Below are 26,686 nucleotides of genomic sequence, written 5' to 3'. Positions count from 1 at the left end.
CGATTTAAAATCTAAAATCGTTAAATCTACAATCTAAAATAAACAATGAACTGGGAACAACTTTTATCACTCAAACGCCAAGGCGATACAAGCAAAAGATTACGTGTAGAACAAGATGATACGCGTTTAGGATTTGAGGTTGATTATGACCGAATTATTTTCTCGGCTGCATTTCGATCTTTGCAGGATAAAACCCAGGTAATTCCGCTTTCAAAAACAGATTTTGTGCATACCAGATTAACACACAGTTTAGAAGTTTCGGTTGTGGGACGTTCATTAGGGCGTTTGGTTGGAAAAAAAATCATTGAAAAATATCCGCATTTAAAAGAAGTTCACGGTTATCATCTGAACGATTTTGGTGCTATTGTAGCAGCAGCTTCCTTGGCGCATGATATAGGAAATCCTCCTTTTGGACATTCGGGAGAAAAAGCAATTGGAGAATACTTTTCGATAGGAAAAGGATTGAAATATAAAGATCAGTTAAAAGCCAAACAATGGCAGGATTTAATTGATTTTGAGGGAAATGCAAACGGATTCTCAGTGCTTTCAGCAAGTCGTCCGGGAATTGAAGGCGGACTTAGAATTTCTTACGCAACATTAGGCGCGTTTATGAAATATCCAAAAGAAAGTTTACCTAAAAAACCAACAAATAATATCGCCGATAAAAAATACGGTTTCTTTCAGACCGATAAAGCTTTTTTTGAAGAAGTAGCCAAAGATATGGGAATGATTGCCAATAAAGAGGGCGATGATATTGGTTTTGAAAGACATCCTTTGGCCTATTTAGTTGAAGCAGCAGATGATATTTGCTATACGATTATTGACTTTGAAGACGGTATCAATCTAGGTTTAGTTTCAGAAGATTTTGCTTTAGAATATTTAATTAAACTTGTAAAAGACAATATTGGCGTTTCTAAATACAAGTTGTTGGAAACCAAAGAAGACCGAATTAGTTATTTGCGTGCTTTGGCAATTGGCGCTTTGATTAATGACGCCGTTGACGTTTTTATTGAAAATGAAGAAGCTATCCTTGCCGGAAAATTTCCTTATGCTTTGACTGATAAAAGCAAATACAAAGCGCAAATGGATGATATTATCAAGTTAAGTGTTGAGAAAATCTACCAAAGCCGTGAAGTTGTGGAAAAAGAAATTGTAGGTTATCAAATCATTCAGACTTTGCTGGATAAATTTATAACGGCCTTTAATAATAAATACGACGGAACTGCATCCAATTATGATAAATTGATTTTGAAAATGCTGCCGGAAAAGCACCATTTAGACAAAACCAATTTGTACGAACGTTTGCTTCATATTTGCCATTTTGTTTCTCTTTTAACTGATGGAAATGCGTTGGAATTATTCGAAACCATAAATGGAAGGAAAAATAATTAAAGATAATTGTTGAGCACAGATTTAAAGAAAACGTATATATTAATTTTTACCAAGTGCTTATGAAAACATAGCCGACGGTTTCAACCGTTGGAGCACATAAATGATCACAAACCGCATCCCAAGGTTGAAACCTTGGGCTATATTTAAAATAGGAGAGAATCTCAGGCGTGTAAGAAATATTGAATTTTTCCTTTTTTGGCTAACTAATTTTATGCTTAATTTTCTAGTTCCACAGATTTTGGGATTAATCCTTAAAAGAATTTTTCAAATTTTGAAATAAAAAAATAACCGATAGAAGCATATTCTATCGGTTATTTTTTTATTTGTTAGGTGAGTTTTTTTACTGAAAAGCATAAACTAAACCTACGCCAAGAACTTGTCTTAACTGCGCTCTTGGTCCGTCATTTACTTGCGAAGTTGTTCCTGTAGTAGGATCAAGAACATCTTTTTTTGTTTTGATATCGTCGTCATAAACTAAATGAACACCAATATTTGCTTTTACATAGGCATTTACAACAAGATCCAGACGGGTATCATAATCCACGTCAATATTTCCAAATTTGTTCAAATAATCGGTATATAAACTCAATCGGTTTTCATAAAATACGTTTTTGTAAATCTCGCTCTTCATGTATCCTGTAAGCAGAATACCAAATTCCGCTTTTACTTTTTGACCTTCCTTTACTAATATTTGATTGTTTGGATCAAGAGGATCTACTTCGTAAATCGCTTTTTTAACACCAAAAGCTCCCTGATTCGCCAAATATTGATCTAAAACCAAAGTGGTTTTTAAAGTAATTGGTGAAAAATAAAAAACCCGGTTTTTCTTTTTGTTTGAATTCTCAGCTCCAGCTCCCAGAAAGATGTATGCCGGCGCAAAAGGTTTCGAGATTGCAATATCCCTGTTTGGGTAATTATATCCGTTTGTAAACTGTGTATTGAAGTTATATTTGGCAGAATAATACCAATTTGAGATGGTATCTTTTCTAAATCCGTAAGTCGAGTTTAGCATTACGGCATCATCCGTTTTACGAAGCTCTATTCCGTCTTGTTTGTTTAAACCATATTTTACGATAAGTTCATTTACCCATTTATGATTTCCTTTTTGATAAGTTCTGTTGAATTCCCCCTTAAATAAACCTGAAATAGAACTTGTTCCCCCGGCACTCCAATTTACAAAAGCAATTTCGGAAATATCAAAACCTACCTGGTTCTTTTTAGTCCAGTTAGAAGGTGGTGGAGGCGACTGATTAGGAGCTAAAGTGGTTTGTATAATTTGGGCAAAGTTATGTGTGGTACACAAAAGCAATAACAGCAAAAGGGTAGAACGCAATAATTTCATTAGGCTTATTTTAGTATTTTTGGTTGTGCAAAATAATTATTTTCGATCGTTTGAAAAAAGATTTATCAAACTTTTAACGTCAATTTTGCACAATTGTTGTAATTGACTCACCGTCCCATGCTCAATAAACACATCAGGAACGCCTAAAATTTCGATCTTATTTTTGTAATTATTGGCTGCAGCAAACTCTAAAACAGCACTTCCAAAACCGCCATTTATTGCCCCGTCTTCGATAGTAATTATCCTTTCGGAAGTAGAAAAAACTTCGTGTAACAATTTAATATCTAAGGGTTTAATGAATGGGAAATCATAATGTGCGATAGTCTCAGAATTGATAGATTCCCGGATCGCCAATGTCACATTATTTCCGATAGTTCCGGTTGATAAAACAGCTGTTTTTGTTCCCGATTTTAATGTGCTAGCCTGTCCTATAATTATTTTTTCATATTGTCCGAAATTTTCTACTTCCCAGTTTGGTAAAACGCCCCGACCTCTCGGATATCGAATTGCGATGGGATGATTTAGACCCAATTGAGCCGTATATAAAATGTTTTGCAGGGCAATTTCGTTAATAGGCGCATAAATTATCATGTTCGGAATGGTGCGCAAATAAGCAATATCAAAAACGCCGTGATGTGTTGCGCCGTCTTCACCAACCAAACCAGCTCGGTCAAGACAAAAAATAACAGGTAAATTTTGCAAAGCGACATCATGAATAACCTGATCGTAAGCGCGCTGTAAAAAAGTCGAATAGATATTACAATACACAATCATGCCTTGCGTCGCCATTCCTGCCGCAAGCGTTACAGCATGTTGTTCAGCAATTCCCACATCAAAAGCACGTTCTGGAATTTCGTCCATCATAAATTTCAGAGAACTTCCTGAGGGCATTGCGGGTGTAATTCCGATAATTTTTTCGTTTTTCCGGGCTAAATCTAAAATGGTTAAACCAAAAACATCCTGAAATTTCGGAGGTAAATTTTCTTCAGATTTTAAAATGATTTCTCCTGTCGAAGCATCAAATTTTCCGGGCGCATGATATTTTACCTGATTTTCTTCAGCTTGCTGTAAACCTTTTCCTTTTGTGGTAACTATATGAAGGAATTTAGGGCCTTTTATATTTTTTAATCGATTTAATTCTTTAATTAAAGTTGGAAGATCATGACCGTCAATAGGTCCCGAATAATCAAAATTCAAAGACTTAATCATATTATTCTTCTTCGGATTTTTTCCTTCTTTTACAGCAGTAAGATATTTTTTGAGTGCACCAACACTTGGATCGATTCCAATAGCGTTGTCATTTAGGATTACCAATAAATTAGCATCTGTAACTCCGGCATGGTTCAAACCTTCAAATGCCATTCCGGATGCAATCGATGCATCGCCAATAACTGCAATATGCTGTTTTTCGAAATCACCTTTTAAGTTAGACGCAATCGCCATTCCAAGTGCCGCCGAAATAGAAGTAGAAGAATGACCAACACCAAACGTATCGTAAACACTTTCGCTTCTTTTTGGAAAACCATAAATACCTCCAATTTGTCTGTTAGTATGAAAGTTTTCTCTTCTCTCGGTCAGGATTTTATGTCCGTAAGCCTGATGTCCAACATCCCAAACCAATAAATCTTCGGGAGTATTAAAAACATAATGTAACGCAATCGTCAATTCAATTACACCTAAACTTGCGCCCAAATGACCTTCTTTTACCGAAACGACATCAATTATAAACTGACGTAATTCCTGTGCAATTTCAGGAAGTTGCGCTTCAGAAAGTAAGCGTAAATCGGCGGGATTGTATATGTTTGAAAGTAAGTTGCTTTTCATTATAAGGTAAAAAGCAAATTTACGGTTTTAAATTTAATTTGTTTTCCGTTTTTGTGGAATCAATTACTATCGTAGGTAAGATTAAGTTAGATGTTGAATCTGTTTTGGCTTCTGGCATTTTTGAGATTCTTCATTTAAATGTAATAAAAAATAAATAGTAAAACCTTATTTTTGCAATTATGATAAATCCCTTCACCGACGAATACTTTATGAAAAAAGCTTTGCAGGAAGCTGAAATGGCTTTTGATAAAGGCGAAATTCCTGTTGGGGCCATTATTGTTGTCGCAGATAAAGTCATTGCAAGAAGTCATAATTTAACCGAATTATTAAATGATGTTACGGCTCATGCCGAAATGCAATCCATAACAGCTGCAGCAAATTTTTTAGGCGGAAAATATCTAAAAGATTGCACTTTGTATGTTACACTTGAACCTTGCCAAATGTGCGCAGGAGCTTTGTATTGGAGTCAGATTTCTAAAATTGTTTTTGGAGCACGTGACGAACAGCGTGGTTTTATAGTTATGGGAACAAAACTGCACCCCAAAACCACCGTAGTTTCTGGCGTTATGGCAAATGAAGCCGCTGATTTAATGAAACGTTTTTTTGTGGAAAGACGTAAATAATTCTTCCTTTTTCAGTCAGAAAAAATATTTTGAACACTGAATTTTCTTCTTAAAATATTTCGAAAAATACTTTACATTTACTACAATATATTTAACATTTCATTAGTTATGACCTTAACAATGAAATGTTAAAACGTTCTGTCTATTTTACATCTGTAACCCATTAACTCTAAATAAAAGTGAAAGCAAAAGGATTAGTTCTCGTGTTTTGTGTGTTTTTTATTTTTCAATCCTGCGGTAGAAAATCAGCTGCAGATTTCAATTCCGATTTTTCATTATTTAAAGAGTATATAGTCAGTTTTACGGGGGGAATAGTCTCTTCGGAATCTGATATTCGGGTGGTTTTGGCTTTCGATAAAAAAGACTGGAAAGCCAATCAGGTTTTAGACAGCGATTTGTTTGATATTTATCCAAGTGTCGACGGAAAAGTCGTGGCACTTTCGCCTAATACAATTGCTTTTATCCCGGAGAAAAAGCTAAAACAAGGAACAGAATATCAGGTAACCTTAAACCTTGATAAACTGATTACAATTCCGAAAGAGAAAGAGGCGGCACTTTCGAAATTCAACTTTACCGTAAAAACAATCAAGCAGGATTTTACCATAAATACTGCCGATATTCAGTCGTATAGTAAAGAATATCAATATTTAAACTGTGTTTTAAAAACAGCAGACAATATTGATCTTGAAACCGCTAAAAAATTAGTTTTAGCTAAGCAAAAAGGAAATAATCTTAAAATTAAATTCGAAAAAAAATCAGGATTAGGCAAAGAATTCAATTTTATAATTGATAGTATTCAGCGTTATTCAGAAGGAACAAATCTGGAGATTTTGTATGACGGAAGCGATTTTGATATCGATCAGAAAGGAGAATTAGATTATGCAGTTACCGGTTTAACCGAATTTAAAATTGTAAAAGTCGATGTTCCGGAAGGAAGCAATCAGTCGGTTTTAATTAATTTTTCTGAACCATTAGAAAAAGGGCAGGATTTTAAAGGATTGGTTTCGATTCAGAATGCCAATAATCTGAAATTCTCCACTCAGGGAAATTTACTGAAAGTTTATTTTAGTAATGAAGCACCCGCCAAAAAAGAAGAACCGGTTCCTGTTGCAGTTGAAGAATCAGCAGTTTCGCTGGTAGATTCTGCGGCAGTTGTGGTGGATAGTGCGGCCGCAGTCGTTGATGATGCTGTAGAAGTGGTTCAGGATGAAGAAGCCGAGCCGCAACAAATTCTGGCAGGAGATTTATTGATTGAAGTTTTTCAGGGAATCGAAAGTCAATACGGCAAAAAGATGGACTCAAATTTCAATGAGAAAATTACTTTTGACCAAATAAAACCCGGAGTTCGCTTCATCAAAAACGGAACGATTCTGCCAAGTTCAAATAATTTAAAACTGAATTTCGAAGCCGTAAATTTAAGTGCCGTTGATGTAAAAGTGTATAAGATTTACAAAAACAACATTCTTCAATTTCTTCAGTATAATGAATTAAACGGAAGTCAGAACCTCAAAAAAGTAGCGCAGCCCGTCGCTAAAACAACGCTCAAATTAAATGAAAGCAATTTAGTAAATCCAAGTAAATGGAACACATTTGCATTGGATTTATCTAAAATAATTACGCCCGAACCAGGCGCAATTTACAGAGTAGAATTTGCTTTTAAAAAGAAATATTCTTTGTATAAATGCGAATCATCAGAAGAAGATGAAAATACTGAAGACGAAGACGAAGTCGATGAAAATGACGTAAACTACAGCGGAAACTCGTATGATGATTACTATTATGATGACGATTATGAGTGGAGAGAAAGTCAGGATCCTTGTACGAATTCCTATTATTATAATGCCAGAATTGCGACGAATATTCTAGCCACAGATTTGGGTGTTATTGCCAAAAGAGGTGAGAATAAATCCTATTTATTTGCGGTAAATAATATTGTTACAACAGAACCGGTTTCGAATGCGAGAGTCGATTTGTACAATTATCAACAACAAAAAATAACAACCGGAACCACAAGCAGCGAAGGAATTGCTTCTTTTCAATTGGATAAATTTGCCTATTTTGCTATTGTAACTCTGGGAGATCAATCAACTTACGTAAAGCTGGATGATGGACTTTCATTATCCGTAAGTAATTTTGATGTTGCGGGCGAGACTTTACAAAAAGGTTTAAAAGGTTTTATTTATGGAGAACGTGGCGTTTGGCGTCCCGGAGATAATTTGTATTTATCTTTTATCTTAAACGATGCTTCGAATAAATTGCCAAAATCACATCCGATAAAATTTAGACTGAATGATCCAAACGGAAAAACGACCTATCAGACAATTCAAAGAACAAACGAATTAAATCATTATTCGTTTATAGTTCCAACAAGTGCCGATGCGCCAACCGGAAATTGGGAAGCGATGATAAGTGTTGGTGGTGCGAAATTTTACAAAAGCATTAAAATTGAAACCATCAAACCGAATCGTTTAAAAATAAAAAATACGTTCCAGAGAACCGTTTTATCTTCGTCTTATCCAAATACAAGTAATCTTGAAGTTACGTGGTTACATGGCGCTATTGCTAAAAATCTGAATGTAGAAATGCAGGCGAAGTTTTCGCAGCAAGCGACCACTTTTAAAGGATATGAAAAATTTACTTTTGATGATTTGGTACGCCAATTTAGTACAGAAGAAATCAATGTTTTCTCTGGAAAATTAAACGAAAACGGAAAAGCTTCGGTCAATATTGAACCAAAATTGCAAGGTCAGGCGCCGGGAATGTTGCGTGCTTCGTTCATCACAAAAGTGTATGAAGAAGGAGGCGATTTTAGCACAGATGTTATTTCGACTACGTATTCGCCTTATAAAACGTATGTTGGTATAAAATCTCCGGAACCTAATAAATACGGAATGCTGGAAACCAGAACCGCAAATCGTTTTGATATTGTGACACTGGACGAAAACGGAAGACCAAAACCGGTCAGAAATCTGGAAGTAAAAGTATACAAAGTAGAATGGCGCTGGTGGTGGGATGCATCAACAGATAATTTATCCAATTATAATTCATCGAATGCTACAACTTCATACAAAACATTTATAGTAAATACAGATGCAAGCGGAAGAGGAGCAATCCAGTTTTCGTTAACCGATGAAGAATGGGGACGTTATTTAATTCGCGTTTCCGATAATCCAAATGGTCATGCGACGGCATTAACCGTAAATATTGACTGGCCAATCTGGTCTGGAAAAACCCGTAACAGAGATGCCTCTACAGCAAATATGTTGGTTTTTTCTACCGATAAAAAGAATTATGCAGTTGGCGAAAAAGCACAGATATCTTTCCCTTCAAGTGAAGGCGGACGTGCTTTGATTTCGATTGAAAACGGATCAAAAGTAGTGCAGACCATTTGGGCAAAAACACAAAAAGGAGAGACTAAAGTCGAAGTTCCAATTACTGCTGCAATGGCGCCAAATGTGTATTTTAATATTACGCTTTTACAGCCGCACGCTTCAACTAAAAACGATTCGCCAATTCGTATGTACGGAATTGTTCCTATTGAAGTTGTCGATAAAAATACGATTCTGGCACCAACGCTTTCAATGCCTGATGTTTTAAAACCAGAACAAACTTTTACGGTAAAAGTAGGGGAGAAAACAGGTAAAGAAATGACATATACCATTGCCGTTGTTGATGAAGGTTTACTGGATTTAACCCGTTTTAAAACGCCAAATGCATGGGATAGTTTTTATGTTCGCGAAGCTTTGGGCGTAAAAACCTGGGATATTTATGATGATGTAATTGGCGCTTATGGCGGAAAAATAAATCAGATTTTCAGTATTGGTGGAGATCAGGATTTAGGTGGCGGAAAAGCTAAAAAAGCCAATCGTTTTAAACCGATTGTATTGTATTATGGTCCGTTTAAATTAGAAAAAGGACAAACAAAATCGCATCAGTTAAAATTACCAAAATACATTGGTTCCGTTCGGACTATGGTTGTTGCCGGTGATGCCAATACAAGTGCTTACGGAAGTGTAGAGAAAGCAACGCCTGTAAAAAGTCCGTTGATGGTTTTGGCTTCACTGCCAAGAAAAATTTCACCTTCAGAAAAAGTGACAATTCCGGTTACGGTTTTTGCAACTGAAAAAAATATTAAAAATGTTTCCATTCAGATAAAAACCAGCAACGGATTGCAAGTAATGGGAAGTGCCACGCAATCATTGACATTTGCTTCGCCCGATGAAAAAATGGCATATTTTAATTTGGTAGTAGGTTCTGCGACTGGAATTGCCAAAGTTCAGGTAATTGCAACATCCGGAAAAGAGAAATCAGTTTATGATGTCGAAATTGATATGACGAATCCAAATCCGGTTACCAATACGTTTACCGATGTTATTTTGGCACCAAATAGCACCAAAACGATTTCATGGAAAACCTTTGGAGTTTCAGGAAGTAATAAAGCGAGATTAGAAGTTTCGTCAATGCCAACCATGAATTTAAACGGAAGATTGCAATATCTTATTCAATATCCGCATGGTTGTGTAGAGCAAACAACTTCATCTGTTTTTCCACAATTATTCCTGAATGATGTTGTCGATTTAGATGCAACCCGCAAAGGAATTATTCAAAAAAATATTACGGCAGGAATTACCAGATTAGGAAGTTTTCAGTTATCAAACGGAGGGGTAGCTTACTGGCAAGGTAACACCATTGCAGACGATTGGGGAACTTCATACGCAGGACATTTCCTGATTGAAGCCGAGAAAAAAGGATATGTTTTACCTATTAATTTCAAATCAAAATGGATTTCGTATCAGCAAAAAGAAGCGAAACAATGGCGTTTTGAACCTAAATACGGGAATGATTTAGCACAATCGTACAGATTATATACATTGGCTTTGGCCGGAAATGCAGATCTTTCTTCGATGAACAGATTGCGTGAAACTAAAGGAATTTCGAACGAAAGTAAACTTCGTTTAGCAGCAGCCTATGTTTTGGCAGGACAAAAATCAGCCGGACAAAATCTATTATTAAGCACCAGTATTGATACTGAATCGAGCAATTACAATTATTACTATTACGGTTCAAGCGAAAGAAACAGAGCAATGGCCTTAGAAACGATGTTGCTTTTAGGACAAAAACAAAAAGCATTTGCAATGGCTACGAAACTAGCCAAAGAAATGTCAAACAATCAATGGATGAGTACGCAGACAACGGCGTATTGCTTGTATTCAATGTCAAAATTTGCCATTAGCAACGGACCTAAAGGAATTAATCTTCAGTTTAGCAAAAGCGGAAAAGGCGAAACAATAAACACACAAAAAACAATTGCTGACAGAAGTTTGGTTGTTCAAACTGGAGCTAATAGCGTTGTCTTGAAAAACCTTAAAAACAACACGGTTTATGTACGTGTTTTAAATACCGGAATATTACCAATTGGGCAAGAGAACGTAATTCAGAATGATGTTTCTGCTAATATTGTTTTCAAAAATAGAAAAGGCAGTGTAATTAATGTTTCAAAAATCAGTCAGGGAACTGAGTTTATTGCTGAGGTTACCATCAGAAATCAAAGAAATGAAAGCGTTCAAAATGTAGCTTTATCGCAAATTTTACCTTCAGGTTTTGAAATTGTAAATACGCGTTTTACAGATTACGGCGACGCGACAAACAATATTGCTGATTACATAGATATTCGCGATGACAGAACTAATTTCTATTTTGGAATGAAAGCCGGAGAAACGAAAGTCTTTAGAATTCTGCTAAACGCATCGTATCTTGGGAATTATTATTTGCCAGGACTACAATGCGAAGCGATGTATGATAATACATTCCTGGCCAGAACAAAAGGATTTTGGGTTGAGGTGGTGAAATAGGAAATAAAATGGCCCACGGGTTTTACGGATTAAACGGATTTTCGCAGATTAATTTTTAAATTAAGTTGGAAAAAAGTAAAACCCGTTCAATCCGCAAAACCCGTGGGCTAAAATTCAAAAATTTTGAAAAATAAATTAATAGCGTTCTCACAACGCATTATAAATTGGATAAAAAAGAATAAAATAAAATCAGCAATTGCGTTTCTGCTCTTGCTGATTTATTATTTCTCATTACCGCGAACTTTGTTTCAGGAACCTTATTCTACGGTGATTGAAAGTAAAGAAGGAGAGTTATTAGGCGCAAAAATTGCACGTGACGGACAATGGCGTTTTCCTGCGCAAGATAGTGTGCCTGATAAATTCAAGAAGTGTATTGTTTATTTTGAAGACGAATATTTCTATAAACATCCCGGTTTTAACCCTGTTGCGATGGTAAATGCGATCAAACAAAACCGAAAAGCGGGAAAAGTAGTCCGTGGCGGAAGTACGTTGACACAGCAAGTTATCCGTTTATCCCGAAAAGGAAAAGGAAGGACGTATTTCGAAAAAATTATCGAAATTATTCTGGCAACACGATTAGAATTGGGGTATTCTAAAGATGAAATTCTCGAATTATACGCTTCTCACGCACCTTTTGGGGGAAATGTCGTAGGGCTGGAAATGGCTTCGTGGCGTTATTTTGGCGTGCAATCCAATCAATTATCGTGGGCGGAGAATGCAACTTTGGCGGTTTTACCAAATGCACCGAGTTTGATTTATCCCGGAAAAAATCAGATAAAATTACTAAGCAAACGCAACCGACTTTTACTGAAATTGCATCAGGAAGGAATAATTGACCAGCAAACGTATGAACTTTCGGTTCAGGAACCGTTGCCTCAAAAACCGTATGATTTGCCTCAAATTGCGCCTCATTTATTACAGCGTGTCGCGAAAAATGAAGAAGGAACGAGAGTAAAAACCACAATTGATTATGCTTTACAAAACAGGGTCAATCAAATTGCGAGATATTATTACAATCAGTACAAACAGAATGAAGTCAACAATCTGGCGATTTTGGTGATTGATGTTTCGAACAGAAACGTTATGAGTTATGTGGGTAATGCGCCAACAGATAAAGATCATCAAAAAGATGTTGACATTATCGATGCACCAAGAAGTACAGGAAGTATTTTAAAACCGTTGTTATATGCCGGAATGCTTGATGATGGCGAAATATTGCCAAATACTTTGGTCGCTGATATTCCAACGCAGATTGCGGGTTATACGCCGCAAAATTTTAATCTGACTTTTGATGGAGCGGTTCCCGCACATCGCGCTTTGTCGCGTTCGCTGAATATTCCGGCCGTTTTGATGTTGCAGGATTTTGGCGTAAATAAATTTTATGAAGAATTACAGAAATTCAAATTAAGGGATATTAATAAAACACCGGATCATTATGGGTTGTCGCTTATTTTAGGCGGAGCCGAAAGTAATTTGTGGGATTTGTGCCGAACCTATGCAAACCTTTCTTCAACATTGAATTATTATTCTAAAAATCAAGGAAATTACCGAACCAAAGAATTTACGGAACTAAATTATAAAAATGATTTCGAGCCCGATTTTGGTTCAGAAAGTGATCAGAAGAATATTGTAGGCGCGGGATCTATTTGGCTGACGTATAACGCAATGGAAGAAGTAAACAGGCCGGAAGGAGACGAAGCCTGGAAGTTTTATGACAGTTCCTTGAAAATTGCCTGGAAAACCGGAACCAGTTTCGGGAATAGAGATGCATGGGCAATTGGAACAAATTCAAAATATGTAGTTGGAGTTTGGGTTGGAAACGCAACAGGTGAGGGAAGACCAACTTTAACGGGAGTAACAAGTGCAGCGCCCATTTTATTTGATGTTTTTAATTTATTGCCGAGACAAAAATGGTTTCAAACGCCTTATAAGGATTTGGATGAGGTTGAGGTTTGCCGTTTAAGTGGTTATTTGGCTAAAGATGGTTGTCCGAAAATCAAACAATGGGTTCCTAAAAAAGGAAAATCTACGGCCGTTTGTCCGTATCATAAAACAGTTCATTTAGATAAAACAGAGAAATTTCAGGTCAATAGCAGTTGCGAAAGCATTGATGATATCGTGACTAAAAACTGGTTTGTTTTGCCGCCCGTAATGGCTTGGTATTATAAAAGTCAGCATATTGAGTATTTACCTTTGCCTCCGTTTAAAGAAGATTGTCAGGGAACACAAACCACTACAATGGATTTTATTTACCCGAAAACGAACAGTAAAATCTACTTAACGAAGAATTTTAATAGCGAAGTTCAGCCTGTGATTCTTAAAGTTGCTTATTCGGAAAGGGATAAAGAATTGTTTTGGTATGTTGATGATGTTTATAAAGCGACTACAAAAACGTTTCATGAATTGCCTATTACGCCAACTTCTGGAACGCATTATATTACGGTTGTGGATGTTTATGGGAACGAAATTAGAAGAAAAATAGAAATTGTAAGAGAATAATAGTCTTATGAAAATGAGTTTTCTAGCCCTGATGGGAGGGAAATCCTTTTGTGCCGGGGTTCGGTACAAAAGATTGGAAGGACAGCAGGAAATAGCTCCTAATAAAAATAATTCGTGAAAATTCGTGGCAACAATAACGCACAAAAAAACCGCCAGTCTTTCGAGAGGCGGTTTTCGTTTTATTCTGAAATAACATTTCCTTTTTTATCATAGAAATGGTATTCTAAGTACGTGTAAGCGTCACGAGGTATGATTTTCACCCATTTTTTATGTTCAAAAAACCATTTTGAACGTAATGATGGAAAACCTTTGCTGAGGTATGCAGCCACAAACGGATGTACATTAAGTACGACACTTTTGTGGATTTTTAGAATTCTGTCTAAATCAGATGCGATTTTATCAATGATTAAAATTGGCGCTTCAATTTCGCCATGTTCATTGTTTGGATCTTCTTCTCTAGTTTTAATATTTACTTCTGGTCTTACGCGTTGTCTGGTAATTTGAACTAAACCAAATTTACTAGGCGGTAAGATTTTATGCTTTGCTTTATCGTCGCTCATTTCTTCTCGCAAGAAGTCGAACAAGACTTTCCTGTTTTCAGGATTTGACATATCGATAAAATCAACTACGATTATCCCACCCATATCACGCAAACGAAGTTGTCTGGCGATTTCAGCAGCTGCAATCATATTTACTTCCATGGCGGTGTCTTCCTGATTAGTCGCCTTATTCGAACGGTTTCCGCTGTTTACGTCTATAACGTGAAGAGCTTCAGTATGTTCGATAATAAGATACGCGCCTTTACTCATGGAAACGGTTCGTCCAAATGAAGTTTTGATTTGTCTCTCTATATTGTATTTCTCGAAAATTGGAGTGTCATTTGATTGATAAAACTTAACAATCGATTGTTTTGAAGGTGCAATTTCTTGCAGATATTCCTTCGTTTGGTGGAACAACTCTTCATCATCTATTTGAATACCACTAAAGGTATCGTTGAATACATCTCTTAATATTGAAGAAGCTCTGTTGAGTTCTCCTAATACTTTTGATGGATGATGAGCAGTTGGTAATTTTTTACACATTGCAGTCCATCTGCCAAGCAGGTTCTGCAAATCTTTTTCTAATTCGGCTACGTTTTTGCCTTCGGCTACTGTGCGAACAATAACACCAAATCCTTTTGGTTTGATAGATAATACAAGTCTTTTTAGACGATCCTTTTCTTTTTTGTCTTCTATTTTTTGAGAAATAGAAACGCGGTCAGAAAACGGAACGAGAACAATAAATCTTCCTGCCAATGAAAGCTCAGCGCTTATTCTTGGACCTTTGGTAGATATAGGTTCTTTAACGACTTGTACTAAAACAGATTGATTGGCACTTAAAATATCAGTAATGATGCCATCTTTGTCAATCTCTTTTTCAAACTGAAAGGTTTTTAGGGAGAAATCTTTTATTTTACCTGCGCTTACAAGTTTTATGAATTTCAGTTGGGAAGCTAAGTTAGGTCCTAAATCGTGATAATGTAAAAAAGCATCTTTTTCGAAGCCTACGTTTACAAAAGCAGCATTAAGTCCGGCAACGGGTTTTCGTATTTTGGCAATAAATATATCACCAACCTGAAAGTTGCTTTTCTCTTCTTCCTTGTGTAATTCAATTAGTTTTCCATCTTTTAATAAGGCAAAATCTACGGCTTCAGAACTAGATCTAATGATTAATTCTTTATTCACACTGTAAATTTTTATCCAGACTTTTAGTTTCAGGTTTTTAAGTTTCAAGTTTCAGGTTTTGCAACTCATAACTCATAACTTATAACTCATAACTGAATTGTAAGGATGGATTAAACAATATTTTTTAACAGGTATTGAACCCGGGGAAAAGAAGATTAGTAGAGAATAGAATCTAGAGAATAGATTTTTAAGTCTATCTTCTATTTTCTTTACTCTTTCATCTTTTTTCAATTTCAATGAACGTTTAAAAAGAAAAAAGTAGTTTAAAACTACTTTTTCTTTTTGTGGCGGTTAGCTCTCGCTCTTTTTTTTCTTTTGTGCGTAGCTACCTTATGTCTCTTTCTTTTTTTACCACTTGGCATATCTTTTCGATTTTATGATTAATTAATAGTATTATTTTGCTTCGTTGTTTGTTTTTACTCCTTCTACAAAAACTTTTGCAGGTTTAAACGCAGGAATGTTGTGTGCTGGAATTTTGATAGTGGTGTTCTTAGAAATGTTTCTACCTGTTTTTTCAGCTCTTGTTTTTACGATAAAACTTCCAAAACCTCTTAGGTAAACATTGTCTCCAGTTTCTAAAGAAGTTTTAACTTCTTCCATAAAAGTTTCTACTGTTGCTTGAACATCTCCTTTTTCAAGACCTAGTTTCTCTGAAATTTTCGCTACGATATCTGCTTTCGTCATTTTCTTTCCTATTTTATTTTATAAATGGTGTACTATTTTTTTGAGTTTGCAAATATAGGAATTAAAAAAATAATTAATCAAGCTAATTCGTTAAATTTTAATTACATAAACATTTACTTTTGTTTTCTAAGAATTTTACAATGGATTTTTCTAACATATTGATAAAATGGTATTTACAAAACAAGCGTGATTTGCCTTGGCGAAATACGGCTAATCCTTACCATATTTGGCTCTCAGAAATTATGCTGCAGCAAACAAGAGTTGCGCAGGGAATGCCCTATTTTTTTGCTTTTACAAAGGAATTTCCTACGGTGTTTGATTTGGCAAATGCCTCAGAAGAGCAGGTTTTGAAACTTTGGCAGGGTTTAGGGTATTATTCCCGCGCCAGAAATCTTCATAAAACAGCTCAATTTGTCGCAAATGACTTAAATGGTGTTTTTCCGGATAATTATAAAGATTTGCTAACTTTAAAAGGAATTGGCGATTATACGGCTGCTGCAATTGCATCTTTTTCTTATAATGAAGCCGTTCCGGTTGTTGACGGAAATGTATTTCGGGTGCTTTCTCGTTATTTTGATGTCGAATTAGATATTGCTCTACCGGCAACTAAAAAAGAATTTGCCAGACTCGCCTATGAATTAATGCCAAAAGATAACCCGGCAATTTTTAATCAGGCGATAATGGAGTTTGGTGCTTTGCAATGCGTGCCTAAAAGTCCTGAGTGTTCCGTTTGCGTATTTAATGGGAGCTGTGCAGCTTTACAAAAAAAGAAAGTATCGGTTTTGCCTGTAAAATCTAAAAAGCTCAAAGTCACAAACCGTTTCTTCAATTATTTGATTTTGGAAGATAATTTAGGTAATACGTTGATTCAAAAAAGAACAGCAAAAGGAATCTGGCATAATTTATATGAATTTCCTCTTTTAGAAACTTCTGAAATTGTTGGTTTTGATGTTGTTTCAACAGCGGTTAAAAACAATGTTTTTTCTCATTATACTATATTAAGTATTGAAGAGTGTAGTGAGGCAACTGTAATTCATAAACTTTCGCATCAGCATTTGCATATTCAGTTTTGGAAAGTTAAAATTCACGGAAAAATAGAGAATGGATTGAACATCAGTGATTTGAAGGTTTTTCCTTTTCCAATTGTGATATATAATTTTATAGAAAAGCAAGAAATAGTTTGCAAAAAAAATGTATCTTTGAATAACACCATTAGATAAATACCACCTTATGAACGGAACATTAAATAAAGTAATGCTAATTGGCCATTTAGGAGATGATGTGAAGATGCATTATTTTGACGGAGGAAATTGTATTGGTCGTTTTCAATTAGCGACTAACGAAGTTTATATTAATAAAACCACAAATGAAAAAATAACTTCAACAGAGTGGCATAATTTGGTTGTGCGTAATAAAGCGGCTGAAATTTGCGAAAAATATTTGTCAAAAGGCGATAAAATATATGTTGAAGGACGTATAAAATCACGCCAATGGCAAGCCGAAGACGGAACAACAAAATATACGACCGAAATTCAGGTTACCGAGTTTACTTTCTTGACAACCAAAAAAGAAACAGGAAATCATAAACCAAATCACGATTCAGAATCCGCAAAAAACACTAACTTTGATGCGAATACCGAAGGCTTGCCCATAAACGATTTGCCTTTTTGATTGTTTAACTAATCTTTTTTAATTTGGACCCGGAGCCCAGTTTACTTTTCATTGCTAATTTAGACATCAATTTAATTATTGGTTTTGTCGGAATATTTATTTTGCTCTTCTTGTCAGCAATTGTTTCAGGTGCCGAAGTAGCCCTTTTTTCCTTATCACAAAAAGATATTGATGATACTTTACAGGAAAACCTCCCAAAAGGAAAAATCATTTCAAATCTTTTAGATAAACCCAAAAAACTCCTGGCAACATTACTGGTTGCCAATAACTTTTTTAATATTGGCGTGGTTATTTTGTTTTCTTTTATCGGACAAAATATTTTTGCACACATAGAATCTCCCGTACTTAAATTTATTTTAGAAGTAATTGTAGTTACTTTTCTGATTTTGTTGTTTGGCGAAGTTTTGCCTAAAGTTTATGCCAGTCGAAACAATATAAAGTTTGCCAAACGCGTTGCTTATCCAATCGCTTTTTTAGATAAATTACTATCGCCAATAAGCTTGCCTATGCGCAGGGTTACTTTATATTTGCAAAATAAATTAGGGAAACAAAAAAATAGTTTTTCAATAAATCAGCTTTCTCAGGCCTTAGAACTTACAGATTCTGAAGGAACATCAAGCGAGGAACAAAAAATACTTGAAGGAATTGTTTCTTTTGGAAACACAGATACCAAGCAGGTTATGAGTCCCAGGATTGATATTTTTGCATTAGAAATATCAGAATCCTTTGAGACTATTTATCCGAAAATAATCGAAAAAGGATTTTCAAGAATTCCGGTTTACAGAGATAATATTGATCAGATTGAAGGTGTCTTGTTTGTCAAGGATTTATTGCCTCATATTGATAAAAAAGAGTTTGAATGGCCAACTTTAATGCGTGAAGCTTTTTTTGTTCCTGAGAATAAAAAACTGGATAATCTTTTAAAGGATTTTCAGAGTCTTAAAAGCCATTTGGCAATTGTGGTTGATGAATATGGCGGAACATCAGGATTAGTATCTTTAGAAGATGTTATTGAAGAAATAGTTGGAGATATAAGTGATGAGTTTGATGACGAAAATTTAAATTTTTCTCAAATAGACGAAAAGAATTTTCTTTTTGAAGGGAAAATCAACATGAAAGATTTCTACAGAATCGTCGATGTAAACGAAGATATTTTTGAATCTCATAAAGGTGAAGCCGAAACATTAGCGGGATTTATTCTCGAAATTCTGGGTAATTTCCCTAAAAAAGACCAAAAATTAGCTTTCGAAAATTGTGTTTTTACCATAGAAACAGTTGATAAAAAGCGCGTAAAACAAATAAAAGTAACAATAGAATAAAATGCTTAAAAGAATAATTTCGACAGCGACAATTTTGCTAACCCTGACAGTTTTAAGTTGTAAAGATGATGTGCTGCCTAAACCAGCGAGTTTTTTGCGATTAGATTATCCGGAAGCAAAATATGTTAATTTTGAAAACAATTGTCCGTTTACTTTCGAAATGAACGAAGCCGCTACAATAAAAGGCGAAAAAGACTGCGGTTTTGCCATTACATATCCTAAAATGAAAGCCACTATTTACCTTACTTATAAACCTGTAAATGGCGATATTCAGAAATTGCTAAAAGACGCTCAAAAATTAACGTACGAGCATGTTATCAAAGCAGATGATATATTGGAACAACCATATTTAAACCCTCAAAAAAAGGTTTACGGAATGTTTTATCAAGTTGACGGAAATGCGGCTACAAACTCTCAATTTTACGCAACAGACAGTACAAAACACTTTATAACGGGATCGGTTTACTTTTATGCAAAACCCAATTTTGATTCGGTTATGCCGGCAGCGAGTTATATCAAAAATGATATGCAGAGATTGATGGAAACACTGAAGTGGAAATAAGAAAATACAAAGCATAAAAAAAGGCATTCGATTGAATGCCTTTTTTTATCCTTAAAATTAAATTCACTTTTAAAATAAATCCCAACAACAATTGGAATTTGGAATTTAAAAAATATTGAAGTTTATGTTTAAGATTTAATATTCGAAACTTTATACGTTTTTCCGTCTCCCGTTTCCTGAACAACTTTAGTTAATTTTTCCTGGTTTTGAATCGTTTTATCAAATGTAACAGTTGCCAGTTTTTTATCAAAATCAACGGTTGCTTTTTCAACTCCTTCAAGATTAGATAATTCTTTTTCGATTGTTTTTGCGCATCCAACCGCGCAAGTCATTCCTTCTACAGTAAAACTTGCAGTTTGTAAATTTTCAGTGGCGATTGCTTTATGTTCTTTTGGCGCTTCTTTTTCGGCTTGGGCTTTAATCAAAGCTAAACTTTTGTCTTCTTCTTTTTTGCAGCTTACAAATACTAAACCTGCGATGGCTGCAGTAGCTATAATTTTTGTGAATTTCATTATATATAATTTTAAATTGAGAGTTGACTTTATTGCAAAATTAATAAAAAGGAAGAGGTCAGTTCATAAATTTATTACAAATTTGCAGTAAAATACTCTGTATGGATGCAAAACAATTAAAGTGGGCTTATTTACTCGTACTATCGCTTATTTGGGGAAGTTCTTTTATTTTGATAAAAAGAGGATTGGTCGGATTAACGGCGATACAAGTTGGATCATTCCGAATTATTTTTGCAGCCTTATTTTTATTGATTGTAGGTTTTAAGAGTTTAAAGAAAATTTCGCGCCGCCAATGGAAGTTTGTTGCCATAACCTCTCTTTTTGGGACTTTTACTCCGGCTTATCTTTTTGCCATTGCAGAAACCGAAGTTGATAGTTCGATAGTTGCTATTTTAAATTCGCTTACGCCTTTAAATACTTTGGTTTTAGGAATTTTAATCTTCGGAATCCAATTTCAAAAAAGACAGGTTTTAGGTGTTTTTGTTGGTTTAGTAGGTTGTTTATTATTGGTTTTAAGCGGCGCATCGGCACATCCCGGACAAAATTATTATTATGTAGGTTTAGTGGTAATTGCCACACTTTGTTATGCTATAAATGTCAATTTAATCAAAAAATATTTATCCGATTTAAATTCGGTAAGCATCACAACCGGAAATTTTGCAGTGCTGCTTTTGCCGGCATTAATTATTTTAAGTACAACAGATATTCCGCAAAGAATAAGTTTTGAAGCAACTCAACATTCTATCTTTTTTGTAATGATTTTGGGCGTTTTAGGAACCGGAATTGCAAATGTTCTGTTCTTTAAATTGATTCAAATGTCTTCGCCTGTTTTTGCAACATCGGTAACGTATTTAATTCCGATAGTTGCTTTTTTCTGGGGATTATTAGACAATGAAATGCTTACGCCAGTTCAGTTTTTTGGAGCATTTATTATTTTGATTGGCGTTTATTTATCGGCTAAAAAATAAAAAAAACTGGTTAACCACATGTCACCCTGAGCGAAGTCGAAGGGCGCTCCAATTGAAACGGGCTTCGACTCCGCTCAGCCTGACAAACATTATGTAGAATAGTTTTTTTTTTAAAGTCAAATGATTTAAAATATGTCACCCTGAGCGAAGTCGAAGGGCGCGCCAATTAAAACGGGGCTTCGACTCCGCTCAGCCTGACAAAAAGTGTGTAAAGTTTAGTCAACTTTTTTTAAACTTTGGTAAAACTAAAATACATATATTTTTTTTAGGAGCTAATCCCGCTCCCGAAGCCTCGGGACGTTCCAATCTTTTGTGGCGAACCCCGCCACAAAAGAATTTCCACTTCTATCGGGGCTAGAGCAATCATTTTCATATAGATATATTCGTTAAGTTTGTTATTTGATTCTATAATAAAACCATTTTGTCTCTTTTTGAACGAATTAATGTCGAAGCTTTTTAACATTGCTAAAAAAAATTAAATCATTCTAATGGAATTTTATAAAAGAGTTCCATAGGAACGAAACATATTATAGGGATGGATTTTAATCCATCATAATGTAGGCAGGAAATATTTTTGTAGTTATTTTCGTTCTTTTTAGGTATCTTTGGAATCCTAAAATTTAAGATTATGAACTCGATAAAACTTTGCCCGTGTGGTATGCTGGCGGTATTGGAAACAACCGTAACGCTCTCTTAAAAGCGTAGGACAGCTAAGCTATGCGGGTTTTATATTTCCTATAATTTAAGATTATGAGCACAAACACCCTTTCAAAAGAAACAGAATTAAAATTAGCAGATTTTTTCAACAATTCTGTCGATGCTAAGTTTATGGCAAAAACAATCCGACAAGTAAATTATATGCTTGCTTTGAGTTTAATGCGAGAATGTCAAACCTTGGAAACTGATAAAATAAATCTTGAAAACGGTTTTTATTGGTTAAATGAATTAGCAGAAATTCTAAACCCTTATTTAAATGCGGAATAATTCAATAAAAAGGCTGTCGTAATGGACAGCCTTTTTTGTTTTCAAAAATTTGTCAAACTAAGCGAAGTCGAATTGCGCACCAATTGAAACGGGGCTTCGACTTCGCTCAGCCTGACAAACGGTATATGAAATAGTTTTCCAAACTTTATGTTTTAAGACATGTCACCCTGAGCGAAGTCGAAGGGCGCAACGGGCTTCGACTTCGCTCAGCCTGACAAAAATGCTCATAAAAAAAGCTTTGTCAAAGTTTTAAACTTTGACAAAGCCTGTAGAAAACCTCAGAACCTTCCTAAAGAAAATCTGCTTCAGAAACTCCTTCGTTAATTTTAATGTCAGACATTTTAATATCCAATTCAAAACCTACATTCTGAACTAAATTAAAAGGAACTTTTACGCCTTTTACTTCTTTATAATCGTTGAAGTTTGTTATTTGAGTAGATGATTTTCCTCCTTGTTCACGAACTTTAGATTCGGCTACTTTTAAGCCTGATTTAACGTCGTAGAAATAAGTTGTTTTACCATCTTTTATAGCATAAGCATCGCTTCCGTTGATTGGTTCGATTGCATCTACTTTTAAATCTGTTCTTTTTTGTAATTGTAATTCTTCAAACGGAGCTGCATTTGCTTTCATTTCTTTCAGGTCATCGCCTTCAAGGTTTTTGCGTTGTCCTTGTTGTTCGATATAAGCACCTTTTTCGTTCACCACTTGTTTCATTAAATTCATTGTTCCCATAGCAAGCGAAACCATCATTTTTCCTTTTGAATCTAATTTAGATGTAAAAGTTAACGGAGAAGGAGCTTGCGGAATAGAAGTTGTTCCGTTCATGGCAAGCGTTTTTACTGCAGAAACTGCTTTTTCGCCACCAATTGCTTTAATATAATTTTCGAAAACCGTTTTTGCTGTAATTCCTGTTGGAGCTTCTTTTTTGGTAACAGGTTTTTCAATAGAATTTCCGTATTTATCAAAATAGTAAATCGGAATTTGAAGTTTTTCTAAACCCGGAATTACATCAGAACCTTTTCCTGCAATTACAATTCGCATATTGTCTAAAAGAAAATATTTGTTGGCTACACGATAAATATCATCAGGCGTAACATTGCTTATGGCCTGAATGTATTTTTCGTAGAAATCAGCCGGAAGATTTTCTATTTCGATATTCAGTGCATATCGTGCCACAGCCTGCGGTTTTTCGACCTGCATAACAAATCGTCCAATATAACCTGCTTTTACGTTTTTTAATACATCCTGAGAAACTTTTTCAGTTCTGATTCTTTTAATTTCTTTGATAAACTGAACCACAGCGCTATCAGTAACCGTATTTCGAACTGCAGACGAAGCTTTGAATTTGGTTACATATTTTCCGCTTCCAATGCTTGAATTTGCGCCATATGTCCACGCATGCTGTTCACGTAAATTCATGTTCAGATAACTATTAAAATCGCCGCCTAAAATTTGATTTGCAATTACTGCAGGGAAAAAATCAGGATCGCTCATTTTTAAATTCACGGTATTTACCAATGAAATTTCAGATTGAACGGCATTTGGAACATCAACAAAATCAATTTGAAGTTTAGAAACATTCTCCGGATTTGGATACGTGTTTTTTGGAGCAGTTTGTTTTTTCCATCCACCAAAAAGTTTTTCTACAGCTGCTTTTGTTTCTTTAAACTTAACATCACCAATTACTACCAAATAAGCGTTTTCCGGAACAAAATACGTTGCGTAATTTGCCTGAACATCTGCAAGGGTTACATTTTTTACGGTTTCTTCAGAGATATATTCTCCGGCAGGATGATTTTTTCCAAAAGCCAAAACATCAACTACACGATTGGCAATTGCAGGAACGCTTTTTTCATCGGCTTTAAGCCCTTCAATCAATTTTGCTTTTTCTTTATCAAATTCTGTTTGTGTAAAATTTGGCTGTAAAGCTCCTTCGGCTAAAAGCTCGAGAACACGTCCTGAATATTTAGAAAGTGAACTTGCATAAGCTCCGGAAGATGTAAAATTAATGCTTGCGCCGTAAAAATCAATCTCTTCGTTAAAAGCTTCTTTGGTTGTTTTTTTGGTTCCGTTTCCAATTAAACTGCTTGTTAATTCATCAACGCCTTTTTTGTTTCCTTCGGTAAAAGGAGCGTTGTCAAGCGTAAGATTAAAGCTTACTCTTGGTAATTTATGGTTTTCAACTACCAAAACTTTCATGCCATTTGCCAAAACAAAAGTCTGCGGTTTTTTGATGTTGACTACTGGCGAATTGCCTGGTTTTGGTTGTGGACGATCTTGTGCTTGCATAATTCCAGTCAGGAATAAAAGGATTAAAAATGTATGTAATTTTTTCATGATTCGATAGCTTAGTTTTGAACTTTTGTTGATGGAATGTAGTCTAAAATTAAACGTTGATTAGGGTTCAGGTACTTTTTGGCAACTTCTCTAATCTCTTCTCTTGTAATCGAATGGTAAAGATCAATTTCAGTATTAATCAGGTTTACATCTCCGTAAAGTAAGTAATAAGAAGCCAGGTTTTCTGCAATTCCTTCAACGCTTGCATTGGCATTCACAAAATTATTATCGAATTTATTTTGTAGTTTTTCGTAATCTTTTTCAGAAATCAGATCCGTTTGGATTTTTACAATTTCTTCATCCATTTCCTTCAGGATATCTGCAGTCGTGTATGGCGCCATTGGCAAACCGTACAAAATGTACATGCCGTAATCTTCCTGACTAAAACCTACAGCGCCAATTTGAAGTGCCATTTTTTTGTCATCGACTATTTTTTTGTACAATTTCGAGCTTTTTCCGTCACTTAAATAAGAAGAAATTAAATCTAAAACCCTCGCATCTCTTGTTTTCATTGATGGCGTTCTGTACGAAGCAACAACCATCGGAATCTGAATATTAGGATCTTCGTAAGTTGCTTTTATCGTCTGAGTGATTGGTTCTTCAACAAAAGTTTGTTTTTTGACATCTTCTCCTCTCGGAATTGGTGCAAAATATTTCTGAATCCATTCTTTAGTTTTGGTTTTGTCAAAATCACCTGCAACTACTAAAACGGCATTGTTTGGCGTATAGAATTTTTTATTAAAAGCCTGAAATTCTTCCAGCGTTGCAGCATCCAGATCTTTCATAGATCCGATAGTTGTCCAGCGATACGGATGATTTTTGAACATGTTTTTTTTAACCTCCGGCAAAATATTTCCGTAAGGCTGATTGTCGTAACGCATTCTCTTTTCTTCTTTTACGACTTCGTTTTGTGTGTCAACGCCAATTTTATTGATAATAGGATGCATTAATCTTTCAGATTCCATCCATAAACCTAGTTCTAAACTGTTAGACGGGAAAACTTCATAATAATACGTTCTGTCATCAGACGTGTTTGCGTTGTTTACGCCGCCATTTGCAGTAACGATTTTCATCCATTCACCGCGTTTTATATTTTGGGTTCCTTCAAATAATAAATGTTCAAAGAAATGTGCAAATCCAGTTCTGTCAGGGCGTTCGTCTTTTGAACCTACGTGATACATTACTGATGAGATAACAACCGGAGCCGAAGGATCATTATGTAAAATCACGTGCATGCCATTGTCTAAATTGTATTCTTCAAAAACTACCTTTTGAGCATGAGCTACTCCGCCAAGCATTAGTGCTGCACTTAACATCATTATCGAATTTTTCATAAAGATTAATAATTTTTATTTACCTAAATAAATAGGTAGCAAAGAGTTGATTATAGTTACATCAAAAATAACTTTTTTTAATCATCAATTAAGGGTCGGGGTCTATTTTCGTGATACTTTAACAAACTTTTACGGCTAAATGTTGTTTTGAAGAGGTTAAAATGCCTTGAAAAACAGACATTAAAGCGAAATAAATATTTTTAGAATAAGAGATTGCACAGTAAATTATTAATTGTATATTTGCAACCTTAAAAATCAATAAATCAATTTGGTATGTATGCAATCGTAGAGATAGCAGGGCAACAATTTAAAGTAAGCAAAGACTTAAAGGTTTATGTTAACCGTTTGGCTAACGAAGAAGGTTCAAGTATTTCATTTGACAAAGTTCTTTTATTAGACGATAACGGAAACGTAACTTTAGGCGCCCCAGCTATAGAAGGTGCTTCAGTAGAAGCTAAAGTGTTACAACACTTAAAAGGAGATAAAGTAATCGTTTTCAAAAAGAAAAGAAGAAAAGGTTACAAAAAGAGAAATGGTCACAGACAATATCTTACTCAAATTGTAATTGAAGGTATTACTGCAGCAGGTGGAACTAAAAAAGCAGCAGCTAAAAAAGCAGTTGTAGCAGAAGATGCTCCGGCAACTGAAGTTGAAGCAGCTCCAAAAGCAAAAAAAGCAGCAGCTCCAAAAGCAAAAAAAGAAGCTACTAAAGAATAATAACAATATTTAAACTCATACGTCATGGCTCACAAGAAAGGTGTCGGTAGTTCGAAGAATGGTAGAGAATCAGAATCAAAACGTTTAGGCGTTAAGATTTTTGGAGGTCAAGCTGCTATTGCTGGGAACATCATCGTTAGACAAAGAGGTTCAAAACATAATCCAGGTGAAAACGTTTACATCAGTAAAGATCACACATTACACGCAAGAGTAGCTGGAGTTGTTAAGTTCCAAAAGAAAAAAGATAACAAATCTTATGTATCTATCCTTCCATTCGAAGCATAATCATTAGACTACTTATTACAAAACCCGTTCGCAAGGCGAACGGGTTTTTTGTTTTT

Annotated in this window: 19 protein-coding genes; 12 read left to right on the top strand and 7 right to left on the bottom strand. The window is 35.1% G+C overall.

The window, feature by feature from the left end; all coding sequences use genetic code 11:
* Positions 1 to 45: 45 nt before the first annotated feature.
* The gene (locus ACZ0AH_RS20755) at positions 46 to 1,392 is read left to right on the top strand and encodes a deoxyguanosinetriphosphate triphosphohydrolase (protein ID WP_463477656.1); all 1,347 of its coding nucleotides are present in this window, start codon (positions 46 to 48) and stop codon (positions 1,390 to 1,392) included.
* Between the two features lie 340 nt (positions 1,393 to 1,732).
* Here the strand turns inward: ACZ0AH_RS20755 and ACZ0AH_RS20750 are convergent, their stop codons facing one another.
* Together ACZ0AH_RS20750 and ACZ0AH_RS20745 are read right to left on the bottom strand one after the other, a co-directional pair.
* Positions 1,733 to 2,734 (bottom strand): DUF3078 domain-containing protein, encoded by a 1,002-nt coding sequence (locus tag ACZ0AH_RS20750; protein ID WP_463477655.1) that lies wholly within the window; start codon positions 2,732 to 2,734, stop codon positions 1,733 to 1,735.
* A 36-nt stretch (positions 2,735 to 2,770) separates the two neighbouring features.
* A complete protein-coding gene (locus ACZ0AH_RS20745; RefSeq protein ID WP_463477654.1) occupies positions 2,771 to 4,558 on the bottom strand; it encodes a 1-deoxy-D-xylulose-5-phosphate synthase in 1,788 nt (595 codons plus the stop codon).
* A 179-nt stretch (positions 4,559 to 4,737) separates the two neighbouring features.
* Between ACZ0AH_RS20745 and ACZ0AH_RS20740 the strand changes: the two genes are divergently transcribed.
* The 3 genes from ACZ0AH_RS20740 to pbpC all read left to right on the top strand — a co-directional run bounded on the left by ACZ0AH_RS20740 (position 4,738) and on the right by pbpC (position 13,532).
* Complete coding sequence (locus tag ACZ0AH_RS20740) at positions 4,738 to 5,181, top strand: nucleoside deaminase (protein ID WP_463477653.1); 444 nt, start codon at positions 4,738 to 4,740, stop codon at positions 5,179 to 5,181.
* Positions 5,182 to 5,360: 179 nt separating this feature from the next.
* Positions 5,361 to 11,033 (top strand): alpha-2-macroglobulin family protein, encoded by a 5,673-nt coding sequence (locus tag ACZ0AH_RS20735; protein ID WP_463477652.1) that lies wholly within the window; start codon positions 5,361 to 5,363, stop codon positions 11,031 to 11,033.
* Between the two features lie 123 nt (positions 11,034 to 11,156).
* Positions 11,157 to 13,532, top strand: coding sequence for a penicillin-binding protein 1C (gene pbpC, locus ACZ0AH_RS20730; protein ID WP_463477651.1), 2,376 nt, complete (start codon positions 11,157 to 11,159; stop codon positions 13,530 to 13,532).
* A gap of 179 nt (positions 13,533 to 13,711) precedes the next feature.
* Here pbpC and ACZ0AH_RS20725 read toward each other — a convergent pair whose 3' ends face one another.
* Positions 13,712 to 15,256 carry an Rne/Rng family ribonuclease gene (locus tag ACZ0AH_RS20725; protein WP_463477650.1) on the bottom strand — a complete coding sequence of 515 codons (1,545 nt, stop codon included), beginning with the start codon at positions 15,254 to 15,256 and terminating at the stop codon, positions 13,712 to 13,714.
* Positions 15,257 to 15,649: 393 nt separating this feature from the next.
* The gene (locus ACZ0AH_RS20720) at positions 15,650 to 15,940 is read right to left on the bottom strand and encodes an HU family DNA-binding protein (RefSeq protein WP_007805026.1); all 291 of its coding nucleotides are present in this window, start codon (positions 15,938 to 15,940) and stop codon (positions 15,650 to 15,652) included.
* Between the two features lie 140 nt (positions 15,941 to 16,080).
* Between ACZ0AH_RS20720 and mutY the strand changes: the two genes are divergently transcribed.
* The 4 genes from mutY to gldD are packed head-to-tail and all read left to right on the top strand — an operon-like array spanning position 16,081 to position 19,492.
* Entirely contained in the window at positions 16,081 to 17,160 is a 1,080-nt protein-coding gene (gene mutY / locus ACZ0AH_RS20715) for an A/G-specific adenine glycosylase (RefSeq protein WP_463477649.1), read from the top strand.
* 10 nt (positions 17,161 to 17,170) lie between these two features.
* The gene (locus ACZ0AH_RS20710) at positions 17,171 to 17,611 is read left to right on the top strand and encodes a single-stranded DNA-binding protein (protein ID WP_463477648.1); all 441 of its coding nucleotides are present in this window, start codon (positions 17,171 to 17,173) and stop codon (positions 17,609 to 17,611) included.
* Between the two features lie 23 nt (positions 17,612 to 17,634).
* Positions 17,635 to 18,930 (top strand): gliding motility-associated protein GldE, encoded by a 1,296-nt coding sequence (locus ACZ0AH_RS20705; protein WP_463477647.1) that lies wholly within the window; start codon positions 17,635 to 17,637, stop codon positions 18,928 to 18,930.
* Position 18,931: 1 nt separating this feature from the next.
* The gene (gldD, locus tag ACZ0AH_RS20700) at positions 18,932 to 19,492 is read left to right on the top strand and encodes a gliding motility lipoprotein GldD (protein ID WP_463477646.1); all 561 of its coding nucleotides are present in this window, start codon (positions 18,932 to 18,934) and stop codon (positions 19,490 to 19,492) included.
* A gap of 128 nt (positions 19,493 to 19,620) precedes the next feature.
* Here gldD and ACZ0AH_RS20695 read toward each other — a convergent pair whose 3' ends face one another.
* Positions 19,621 to 20,004, bottom strand: coding sequence for a heavy-metal-associated domain-containing protein (locus ACZ0AH_RS20695; protein WP_463477645.1), 384 nt, complete (start codon positions 20,002 to 20,004; stop codon positions 19,621 to 19,623).
* A 101-nt stretch (positions 20,005 to 20,105) separates the two neighbouring features.
* On the opposite strand from ACZ0AH_RS20695, the gene ACZ0AH_RS20690 reads away from it, so the two are divergent.
* Both ACZ0AH_RS20690 and ACZ0AH_RS20685 read left to right on the top strand, forming a co-directional pair.
* Positions 20,106 to 20,972 (top strand): DMT family transporter, encoded by an 867-nt coding sequence (locus ACZ0AH_RS20690; protein ID WP_463477644.1) that lies wholly within the window; start codon positions 20,106 to 20,108, stop codon positions 20,970 to 20,972.
* A 750-nt stretch (positions 20,973 to 21,722) separates the two neighbouring features.
* Positions 21,723 to 21,956 (top strand): hypothetical protein, encoded by a 234-nt coding sequence (locus tag ACZ0AH_RS20685; protein WP_463477643.1) that lies wholly within the window; start codon positions 21,723 to 21,725, stop codon positions 21,954 to 21,956.
* 289 nt (positions 21,957 to 22,245) lie between these two features.
* Here ACZ0AH_RS20685 and ACZ0AH_RS20680 read toward each other — a convergent pair whose 3' ends face one another.
* Both ACZ0AH_RS20680 and ACZ0AH_RS20675 read right to left on the bottom strand, forming a co-directional pair.
* Positions 22,246 to 24,294 (bottom strand): M16 family metallopeptidase, encoded by a 2,049-nt coding sequence (locus tag ACZ0AH_RS20680; RefSeq protein ID WP_463477642.1) that lies wholly within the window; start codon positions 24,292 to 24,294, stop codon positions 22,246 to 22,248.
* 11 nt (positions 24,295 to 24,305) lie between these two features.
* Complete coding sequence (locus ACZ0AH_RS20675) at positions 24,306 to 25,628, bottom strand: M16 family metallopeptidase (RefSeq protein ID WP_463477641.1); 1,323 nt, start codon at positions 25,626 to 25,628, stop codon at positions 24,306 to 24,308.
* 273 nt (positions 25,629 to 25,901) lie between these two features.
* On the opposite strand from ACZ0AH_RS20675, the gene rplU reads away from it, so the two are divergent.
* Both rplU and rpmA read left to right on the top strand, forming a co-directional pair.
* Positions 25,902 to 26,345: a 50S ribosomal protein L21 gene (gene rplU, locus ACZ0AH_RS20670; RefSeq protein WP_056190314.1), complete on the top strand. Its 444-nt coding sequence runs from the start codon at positions 25,902 to 25,904 to the stop codon at positions 26,343 to 26,345.
* A gap of 24 nt (positions 26,346 to 26,369) precedes the next feature.
* Entirely contained in the window at positions 26,370 to 26,630 is a 261-nt protein-coding gene (gene rpmA / locus ACZ0AH_RS20665; RefSeq protein ID WP_017497241.1) for a 50S ribosomal protein L27, read from the top strand.
* Positions 26,631 to 26,686: the final 56 nt, after the last annotated feature.

The sequence above is a fragment of the Flavobacterium sp. AC105 genome, from assembly GCF_979258495.1.
Note: the sequence above shows the minus strand (reverse complement) of the source record. Positions and strands in the feature narration are given on the sequence as shown.

What these genes read in the sequence shown, in the direction of transcription:
- ACZ0AH_RS20740 (WP_463477653.1), top strand. Translation starts at nt 4,738, where the DNA reads ATGATAAATCCCTTCACCGACGAATACTTTATGAAAAAAGCTTTGCAG.
- rplU (WP_056190314.1), top strand. Translation starts at nt 25,902, where the DNA reads ATGTATGCAATCGTAGAGATAGCAGGGCAACAATTTAAAGTAAGCAAA.
- gldD (WP_463477646.1), top strand. Translation starts at nt 18,932, where the DNA reads ATGCTTAAAAGAATAATTTCGACAGCGACAATTTTGCTAACCCTGACA.
- ACZ0AH_RS20745 (WP_463477654.1), bottom strand. Translation starts at nt 4,558, where the DNA reads ATGAAAAGCAACTTACTTTCAAACATATACAATCCCGCCGATTTACGC.
- ACZ0AH_RS20685 (WP_463477643.1), top strand. Translation starts at nt 21,723, where the DNA reads ATGAGCACAAACACCCTTTCAAAAGAAACAGAATTAAAATTAGCAGAT.
- ACZ0AH_RS20680 (WP_463477642.1), bottom strand. Translation starts at nt 24,294, where the DNA reads ATGAAAAAATTACATACATTTTTAATCCTTTTATTCCTGACTGGAATT.
- ACZ0AH_RS20695 (WP_463477645.1), bottom strand. Translation starts at nt 20,004, where the DNA reads ATGAAATTCACAAAAATTATAGCTACTGCAGCCATCGCAGGTTTAGTA.
- mutY (WP_463477649.1), top strand. Translation starts at nt 16,081, where the DNA reads ATGGATTTTTCTAACATATTGATAAAATGGTATTTACAAAACAAGCGT.
- ACZ0AH_RS20755 (WP_463477656.1), top strand. Translation starts at nt 46, where the DNA reads ATGAACTGGGAACAACTTTTATCACTCAAACGCCAAGGCGATACAAGC.
- ACZ0AH_RS20750 (WP_463477655.1), bottom strand. Translation starts at nt 2,734, where the DNA reads ATGAAATTATTGCGTTCTACCCTTTTGCTGTTATTGCTTTTGTGTACC.
- ACZ0AH_RS20690 (WP_463477644.1), top strand. Translation starts at nt 20,106, where the DNA reads ATGGATGCAAAACAATTAAAGTGGGCTTATTTACTCGTACTATCGCTT.
- ACZ0AH_RS20720 (WP_007805026.1), bottom strand. Translation starts at nt 15,940, where the DNA reads ATGACGAAAGCAGATATCGTAGCGAAAATTTCAGAGAAACTAGGTCTT.
- rpmA (WP_017497241.1), top strand. Translation starts at nt 26,370, where the DNA reads ATGGCTCACAAGAAAGGTGTCGGTAGTTCGAAGAATGGTAGAGAATCA.
- ACZ0AH_RS20710 (WP_463477648.1), top strand. Translation starts at nt 17,171, where the DNA reads ATGAACGGAACATTAAATAAAGTAATGCTAATTGGCCATTTAGGAGAT.
- ACZ0AH_RS20675 (WP_463477641.1), bottom strand. Translation starts at nt 25,628, where the DNA reads ATGAAAAATTCGATAATGATGTTAAGTGCAGCACTAATGCTTGGCGGA.